Consider the following 8,658-nt stretch of genomic DNA (forward strand, 5'->3'; position numbering starts at 1 on the left):
CAGCGTTCATCCTGAGCCAGGATCAAACTCTCCAATAAAGTTAGTTTGTCTAGCATCTAAAATAAAAATTGACGTTTCACGTTGTTTGTTTCGTTCAGTTTTCAAAGAACTACTCGGCCGCTCATTTGCGACTTCCTTATGTTAACATTTTCATCTTTCAATGTCAACTAAGTTTTTCATTTCGTTTGTCGCTTTCGACGTTAATGTCATCGGCGACTTGTCCTATATTACACCCCCGTAGATCAACCGTCAATACTTTTTATCTTTTTTATTTTATAAATCATAAAAGCTTTGCCCTCTCTTAATTTCTAACACAGCCTTATAACTTCTTAAACTTATGTATTCAAACTAACAATCTGCAGCCTACACTCTCTAACTTAATACTAATACTTTTCTAAAGAATGAATGTGAGACCAAGTAAATATATATTAAGGATAGTATTTTTCTTTTAGTACGTCCTCCCTCCTGCTCATCTCTAGGGAGATTATAAATAAAACACTTCTCTTCTTTACCTTTAAAATCTAATATACTTAGGAGGCGTTATGAAATGCATGTTAATAAAAAGATAATTTATGTATCCCATGATGCCCATTTCCACGGAGCACAGCTGCTTTCTTTACATACTATTAAGGCTCTTAAAGAAAACTTTGATTACTCTGTTGCAATTATTTCTATTGGATCAGGTATTTTAATTCCAGATTTTCAAAAGTACGGTCCTGTTTATTGTCTCGAGCAAGGTTATCAAACAGAAGAAAAGGTCGAATTATTAATAAAGGATTTATTATCACAGGATTTTACCCTCGCCATATGTAGCACTGTCATAAGTGGCGATATCGTCGCATTACTAGCTAGACACAATATAAAAGTTGTTTCATTAATACATGAATTACCGCATTTAATACAACAGTACTCTGCTGAAGGGAAAGCTAAAAACATCGCTGAATTTGCTTACAAAGTTGTCTTCCCTTCACAATACGTATATGAAAAATTTCGTACAATCACTGAATTGGATCCTCAAAAATGTCACATTCTCCCTCAAGGTTTGTTTAACCACAATCCTTATAAAAACAATATCGCAAAAGCTAGAAATGAGTTACGTAAGAAGCTTAACCTGCCTCTAGATAGCAAAATCATCTTAGGTGTAGGCTTCGCAGATTATCGAAAAGGAATAGATTTATTCTCACTTATCTCTTACTCAGTACGAAAAACTCACAAGGATATTCATTTCATTTGGGTAGGGAGAACAGACGTTCAATTCCTGAATACACTGCCCCCTAAATATAAAGCACATTTCACATTAGTCGATCCTACTCCCGATATCGGATTATATAACGCCGGGGCTGACTTATACTTATTAACTTCAAGGGAAGATCCTTTTCCAAATGTTGTTTTAGAAGCATTAGATGCAAAACTTCCTGTTATAGGGTTTAAAAATGCTGGAGGTTTCGAGGATGTTGTTACAGAAAAAACTGGTGCCTTAGTAGATTTTTTAAATTTACCCAAAATGCTAGAGAAAATATATGAATTTATTCACGATGAGGGATTACGATTACAAAAGGGAAGCTTTGGCCAAGAACTTATCGAAAAAAACTTCAATTTTCTTAATTACATTTATCAATTACTAGATCTTCTCGAACATAATTACAAAAAGATAAGTGTAATCATACCGAACTATAATTATGAAAAATACTTACCTGCTCGAATCGAATCAATCTTAAACCAAACCTACCCTCTTTACGAACTAATTTTCTTAGACGATGCCTCCACTGATCATAGCGTATCAACTTTTAAAAAGCTGCTCTCAAAAGAAAATAAGCCCCACCTGAAGGTTCAACAGATTATTAATGATAAAAACTCTGGTTCTGTATTTAAACAATGGATAAAAGGAGTCTCTGCAGCAACTGGTGATTATATTTGGATCGCAGAGGCCGATGACTTATGCGATAAGACATTTTTACAAGAGGTGATACCGGGGTTTTATATAAATAACAATATTACCTTAAGTTACACACAATCAAAACAAATTGATGAACAAGGAAATGTATTGGCTAATCATTATTTAAATTACACAAATGATATCGATAAAGAAAAATGGAAAGGCCCCTATTTTCGAAAAGGCGTCGAAGAAATACAAGATACGTTACTTATCAAAAACACTATACCTAATGTTTCAAGTGTAGTTTTTAAAAATATAGATATGAAGAAAACAGAAAAACAGTTAGAGAAGTTCAAAATAGCTGGTGATTGGTTTTTCTATGTTTCTCTTCTTACAGAGGGAGATATTTACTTCAATCCAGCCCCCTTAAACTATCATAGACGACATTTAAATAGCGTAACAAGAACAGAAGATTCATACTCCCATTACAATGAAGTTGTGCAAATGCAAAATTTCATTAAAGAAAGATTTACTATCGACGACATTTCTAAAATGAAAATGTATACATATAGAAAGCATCTTAAAGCATACTTAAAAATTTAAACTTGTGCTTTCTATGCCATCAATATCTCTTGTAAGTTGCTACTATTACTTAAGGGAGGAATACTCTTTGAAAGACTTTATAGAGGAACATAAAGATTTAATTTCTCAAATCGCACACAGCTATAATGTAAATGCAAGTATCCATCCTGAGGATCATATCTTTCAGTTCATTGTCACTAATCCCGTCTTCCCATCAAAAAAAGAAGCGATAGATTACTACTTTAAAGAGGGGCAAAACTCAGCACAAATACTCTTAAACTTAATTACTTCCCTTTATCCTCCTACAGGCAATCCAATTAAATTGTTAGAATTTGCATCCGGATACGGCTGCGTAACACGTCATTTATTAAATCTACAAGCGAATTTGAGTATAACCGCTTGCGATATACACGAAGAGGCTATTTCCTTTATTGAAAACAAATTAAATAATTCTTCTATATTATCTCATCCTGAGCCTGAACAGTTAAAATTGGACTCCTCTACGTACGATATCGTTTTTTGTCTATCCTTTTTCTCTCATATGCCTGATACAACTTGGTTTCGTTGGCTGCAAACATTGTATAACGCTGTTTCACCTGGTGGTTTATTCATTTTCACAACCCATGGCTATCAAAGCAAAAAATACTTCGGGTTTCCAAATTTAAATGAAAAGGGCTATTGGTTTCTCTCTTCTAGTGAACAATTCGATTTAGATGTGAATCAATACGGACAAACGATAGTTAGTCCCTCTTACGTGTGTGACAAAATTAAATTATTACCCCATAACCCAATTATCAAAAAGTATACTGAAGGATTTTGGTGGGAACATCAAGACCTTTGGGTTATAGAAAAAGAAGTAAAATAATAACCCACACTCTGCTTATACAAGTAGAGTGTGGGTTATTGTTTTTTACTATATAAGAACTCTTCAATCCATAGCTTATTTAATCTAATCCCATGTTTAAAATCTATTTTAGGTTCCCAATTCAATTCTTGTTTTATCTTATCAATATTTAAAATGATTTTTTGAACGTTCTCTTGTTTTTGTTTGTAACAGATAAAATCCACTTTTCTTTCTGTTATTTTCTCTAATTCCACTATAATTCGTTTTAAAGAAAGACCTTTGCCACTCCCTATGTTGTATACGCAAGATTTCAATTGATTTAATTGTGCTAGTTGTATAGTAATTTCAACTAAATCATCGATATAAATATAATCTCTAATAATCTCCTCTGGATTCCCATATATATGAATCCTTTCATTACTGAGATGCTGGTACAAAAAACAATTTATCGCCCCAACTTTTTTTAAGGGGTTTTGGTATTTTCCATACGGATTAGAATATCTACATACAACATAATCTATTCCATATTTTCTCTTATAAAAATACAAATAATTCTCCAGCGAAACTTTTGTTATTCCATACGGGGAAAGTGGTCTTAATGGATGTTTCTCATCAATAGGCAAATATTCAGGTTCACCATAAACTGTGCCTCCCGAAGAAGCTAATATAATTTTTTTAATACGAAAATCTTTAACACTTTCCATGAAATTAAGAAAAAATAGACTGCTATTAATATCACCGAAAACATCTTCAATTGAAGTTGCTACGTTAGACGTCGCAGCTAAATAAATAATAATATCTATATTCACTAAAGCCTTATATATATCCTCAACATTTTTTAAATCACCTTTAATAAATTCAACTTCACTTACAATATTTTGAGGAAAATTATTTATATGTCTGGAAAATACTTTTACATTTTGCCCCTGTTTCAATAAACCCAATGCGAGGTTGATACCAATGAAACTATTTCCACCTACTATTAAATAATTATTCTTCCTCATAATATCATCTCTCTAGTAGTAAATTTTTCCCGTCTTCAAACCTAAAAATATACACAAATAAACTGGATCATTTCGATTATTCATCTTCTTATCATTGTATGTTTGTTATAAATTTTCATTATCTTTATTTTCTATTTTCATTTCAGAATAGCTTCCTTATTCAGGTTGACTGCAAAAACACTCATAATATTTACTCATCCCCATGAATATATTTAATAAACAATCCTCACTTGTTTAACCCATAAAAAAACTTCTAAATACACAAGGTTTTCAAAAAAGGAGTGCGAAACTCATGAAAAATATAAATCAAGAACTTTTAAATCATGTAATTCTACATAAAGATCGAATTCCACATTACCATAAAGACTTTCCGATTATACTATTTTGGAGTCATAGAAGCGGATGCACCGCGTTAGCTAATTGGTTCTTTTTTCAAATCGGATTATTTACTGAAGCAAAGAAATACAATGACTTTATTCATTACTATGAGTTCTGGGTGTATAAGAACAATACAAATTACATACCAGAGTTACAAAATGGTCTTCTAGAGGGTAAAAAGGATGTTTGTAAACTTGTGCGAAATCCCTATACAAGGGCTGTCAGCTCATTTCTATTACTTGCTGACAACCCATATGCTAGCCCTCAATGGGAAAGTATCCGTCATTATTTTTACAATGACAAATATAGTAATCAAGGAATATCATTTAAACAATTTTTATATTACGTTCAGGCATTCAGCTCCAATTCTCTAGCGTTAGATATACATTTTAGTCAACAATACGTCCCTGGTGAAGAAAACTTCATCCAATGTTATATTCCTTTAGAAGATTTTAATACACAAATTACCAAACTAGAACACACGTACGATTTGATAAAATCCCCTTTAGCACTTCTTACAAATTCAGATCATCATCGCGCACATAAGATGATTTATGCAGGGAGCTATGCAGAACTTAGCATTACAGATACAGACTTCCCACGATTTCCAACATACGAAAGCTTTTATGATAAAGAAACTATGGATTTAGTTACAGAAATATACGCACAGGATTTTGAAATGTACCCATACACGAAAGGGATATTTTAAGTCTATACATTTTCCCATGAATAAAAGCTGATGCATCGCATAGCATAAAGTGAAACTTTAATTCGATTGGGGGTTCTCTTCAACTGATTATTCCCTTCTCCTAATCGCAATTTTAAGAGATACCTAACTTTCCCCCATTCCCCCTTTGATTTCGCTGATTGTTGACGTGTATCATACTTTCCATAAATAGATTGCATTTAACATAGGAGGGATGTCGTGTGGAAATCAATTTGAAACACAATAATGGGTACTGCGTTATTTGCGAAAAGAAAGCTACATTTATAGAGCATAATGATTGGCTTAGAGATCATTATTTATGTTCTACATGTAACTCTATACCAAGGCAGCGAGCTTTAATCCATGCTTTGCATACATTTTTTCCAAAATGGGATTCCTATAGTATCCACGAATCCTCTCCTGGAGGGATTACAACTCAGCTACTATTAAAAAACTGTAAAAACTATACTTATTCTCAATACTTTAGAAATTATCCTCTTGGCCAATACTTTCAAGGTATTAGATGTGAGAACTTAGAAGACATGACTTTTGAAAATGAATCTTTTGATTTATTCATTACTCAAGACGTTTTTGAGCATGTAATGACGCCGAACAAAGCCTTTAAAGAAATAGAACGAGTATTAAAACCTGGCGGCGCTCATGTATTTACTGTCCCTTGGTATCATACACTCACAAAAACTGTGCAAAGAGCAAGAATGAATCAAGAGGTGATTGAATATATTGAAGAGCCCATTTATCACGGAAACCCTATTGATGAGAATGGATCTTTAGTAACGTTCGATTGGGGGCAGGATATGATTGAATATATTTATACACACGCAAACATGTATACCATTGTTTATTTACAAAAGGATAGATCACTAGGGTTAGATGCTGAATTTTTACATGTTTTTATTAGTAAAAAGCAAGAAAATAAAGTTTAATCACTATATAATTCGGAGGTTTAACAAATGAATAAATTTAAGTTAGGAAGTGATTTTGATCATCTTGTTAATTCACTATCTGATGTCGAACTTCTAAATTTATTTATACAAAGTTGTTCACAAACAACGATAAATGGGGTTCCCGTACCTAGGTTTCCTCCTGAAGAAATTCAAAAACAATTTGTAGGTGCTTCCTATGAACATGCTCTTTACGAAGCATATTTGTTTTATAGACATATAAAAGAATACGCCCAAAATTTAGGGGTTCCCTTGAATAAAGAAAGTAAAGTTTTAGACTTCGGCTGCGGATGGGGAAGAATTATACGCTTCTTATTTAAAGATGCCTCTGATCAAAATTTACTTGGCATTGATGTCGATCCTGCGATGATCACACTTTGTAATGAAACACTAGGAAGAGGGATATATAAAACAGCAAGTCCACATCCCCCTGTAGAATTTATTAGTGACAATTCATTAGATATCATATTCGCTTATTCTGTATTCTCACATTTATCCGAAGCAACTGCCGAAAATTGGGTAAAAGAATTTTCAAGAGTTCTTCGCCCTGGTGGAATCTTCATCGCAACAACACAAGCGCGCTATTTTCTTGATTTTTGTCAACAATTCCAAGAACATCCTGAATTAATTTAAACAGGATGGCATAAAACTTTATCTCAAGCTTTTCCAGATATACATCGCGCCATCTCGGATTATGAAAACGGCAAATTTGTTCACAGTCCTACTGGTGCAGGGGATGTTAGAAATAGTAGTTTTTACGGAGAAACTGTTATACCTAGGACTTATATTGAAAATCATTATGAGAAATATTTAAAGCTACAAGACTTTTTTGATGATGTAAATCGATTACCACAGGCCCTCTTTGTCCTTCAAAAAATTTAATTCCTTTCATTCAACGTAATAAATTTCATGACGAAAAGCACTTTCTATTTCAGCTATATATCAAATTACCTAATACTCTCTTATTAAGTAAGCTTAAAAAAATCCAATACATACCATAAAAAACAGTAAACAGATAACATATCTCTTGTTTTAAAATTGCTTCACCAAATCAAGAATAACTTCCCAACACTTGAACTACGAAAAACATGAGGGGGATATAACTTGAAAATAATAGCTTTTTACTTACCACAATTCCATCAAATTAAAGAAAATGATCGATGGTGGGGGAAAGGATTTACTGAATGGACAAATACTAAAAGTGCACGACCTTTATTTTCAGGACATTATCAACCTAGGGAACCTTATCAAGATTTTTATTACGACTTAACTACCCCCTCCGTAAGAAAGTGGCAAGCGGAAATCGCTAAAGCATACGGTATATATGGTTTTTGTTATTATCATTACTGGTTTAAGGGAAAAAGACTATTAGAAACACCCTTTAATGAGGTACTAAAGATGAAGGAACCTGACTTCCCTTTTTGTCTTTCTTGGGCAAATGAACCATGGACAAAATCTTGGGATGGTCTCGATAAACATATATTAATGCCTCAAGACTACGGAGATATATCTGATTGGAAGGAACACTTTGATTATTTATTACAGGCTTTCCAGGATGAGAGATATATTTATATAGATGATAAACCTCTATTCATTATTTATCGTCCAGGACATATTCCTGATTGTGAAAAAATGCTTAATTACTGGAATGCATTAGCGCGAGAAAATGGTTTAAAAGGTATATACTTTGCTGAAACATTAAACAGTTTTCCACTACCTAATATAAATGGATTCGATGCTAGCATTCAGTTTGAACCTTTCTATACAATTGCCCATGATAGCTCTTCAGACATAAATAAGGTAATATATGATTCTGATATGCAATTAAATGTTTGGGACTACGATAAAGTATGGATGTATATATTACAACGATCGCTCCCAAAGAAAAAAACATTTCCCGGGGCTTTTGTTGATTGGGATAATACTGCACGACGTAAAAACGCAAATAGCAGCATCTTTGTAGGTTCTACCCCTGAAAAGTTCACCATATATTTAAGCAAGCAAATTCATCGGACTTACTCTTTTTATAACAGCGAGTTTTTATTTATTAACGCATGGAACGAGTGGGCGGAAGGAACTTACTTAGAGCCAGATAAAAAATATGGATTCTCTTATTTAGAAGGGGTTAAAAATGCAATTGATAGAGGTATGAAAGCATACAAAAAAGACGAGTCATTCTGACTCGTCTTAAGCTTGCTTGGCGACGTCCTACTCTCACAGGGACAAGGTCCCAACTACCATCGGCGCTAGAGAGCTTAACTTCCGTGTTCGGTATGGGAACGGGTGTGACCTCTCTGCCATCATCA

The 8,658-nt window shown here is 33.4% G+C and carries 6 protein-coding genes, 1 rRNA gene and 1 pseudogene; 6 read left to right on the forward strand and 2 right to left on the reverse strand.

What is annotated here, in order from left to right; genetic code table 11:
* The first annotated feature begins 547 nt into the window (after positions 1 to 547).
* Positions 548 to 2,479 (forward strand): glycosyltransferase, encoded by a 1,932-nt coding sequence (locus HMAS_RS27365; RefSeq protein ID WP_000558369.1) that lies wholly within the window; start codon positions 548 to 550, stop codon positions 2,477 to 2,479.
* Between the two features lie 67 nt (positions 2,480 to 2,546).
* Positions 2,547 to 3,323 carry a class I SAM-dependent methyltransferase gene (locus HMAS_RS27370; RefSeq protein WP_000651243.1) on the forward strand — a complete coding sequence of 259 codons (777 nt, stop codon included), beginning with the start codon at positions 2,547 to 2,549 and terminating at the stop codon, positions 3,321 to 3,323.
* Positions 3,324 to 3,358: 35 nt separating this feature from the next.
* On the opposite strand, the gene HMAS_RS27375 is transcribed toward HMAS_RS27370, so the two are convergent.
* A complete protein-coding gene (locus HMAS_RS27375; protein ID WP_001230834.1) occupies positions 3,359 to 4,306 on the reverse strand; it encodes an NAD-dependent epimerase/dehydratase family protein in 948 nt (315 codons plus the stop codon).
* A gap of 292 nt (positions 4,307 to 4,598) precedes the next feature.
* On the opposite strand from HMAS_RS27375, the gene HMAS_RS27380 reads away from it, so the two are divergent.
* The 4 genes and pseudogenes from HMAS_RS27380 (at position 4,599) to HMAS_RS27395 (ending at position 8,533) form a co-directional block, all read left to right on the forward strand.
* The gene (locus tag HMAS_RS27380) at positions 4,599 to 5,393 is read left to right on the forward strand and encodes a sulfotransferase family 2 domain-containing protein (RefSeq protein ID WP_000790047.1); all 795 of its coding nucleotides are present in this window, start codon (positions 4,599 to 4,601) and stop codon (positions 5,391 to 5,393) included.
* A 218-nt stretch (positions 5,394 to 5,611) separates the two neighbouring features.
* A complete protein-coding gene (locus tag HMAS_RS27385) occupies positions 5,612 to 6,334 on the forward strand; it encodes a class I SAM-dependent methyltransferase (RefSeq protein ID WP_000405123.1) in 723 nt (240 codons plus the stop codon).
* 27 nt (positions 6,335 to 6,361) lie between these two features.
* Positions 6,362 to 7,234 (forward strand): annotated as a pseudogene (locus tag HMAS_RS27390) (methyltransferase).
* A 222-nt stretch (positions 7,235 to 7,456) separates the two neighbouring features.
* Positions 7,457 to 8,533 (forward strand): glycoside hydrolase family 99-like domain-containing protein, encoded by a 1,077-nt coding sequence (locus HMAS_RS27395; RefSeq protein WP_000690995.1) that lies wholly within the window; start codon positions 7,457 to 7,459, stop codon positions 8,531 to 8,533.
* A gap of 14 nt (positions 8,534 to 8,547) precedes the next feature.
* On the opposite strand, the gene rrf is transcribed toward HMAS_RS27395, so the two are convergent.
* Positions 8,548 to 8,658: ribosomal RNA gene (rrf, locus tag HMAS_RS27400) — 5S ribosomal RNA — on the reverse strand; the annotation flags it as partial.

This window comes from Bacillus sp. HMA207 (assembly GCF_003402455.1).
GTDB classification, from domain to species: domain Bacteria; phylum Bacillota; class Bacilli; order Bacillales; family Bacillaceae_G; genus Bacillus_A; species Bacillus_A cereus.

Bases quoted from the DNA above. Each gene is read 5' to 3' on its own strand.
- HMAS_RS27365 (WP_000558369.1), top strand. From the start codon at position 548: ATGCATGTTAATAAAAAGATAATTTATGTATCCCATGATGCCCATTTC.
- HMAS_RS27375 (WP_001230834.1), bottom strand. From the start codon at position 4,306: ATGAGGAAGAATAATTATTTAATAGTAGGTGGAAATAGTTTCATTGGT.
- HMAS_RS27380 (WP_000790047.1), top strand. From the start codon at position 4,599: ATGAAAAATATAAATCAAGAACTTTTAAATCATGTAATTCTACATAAA.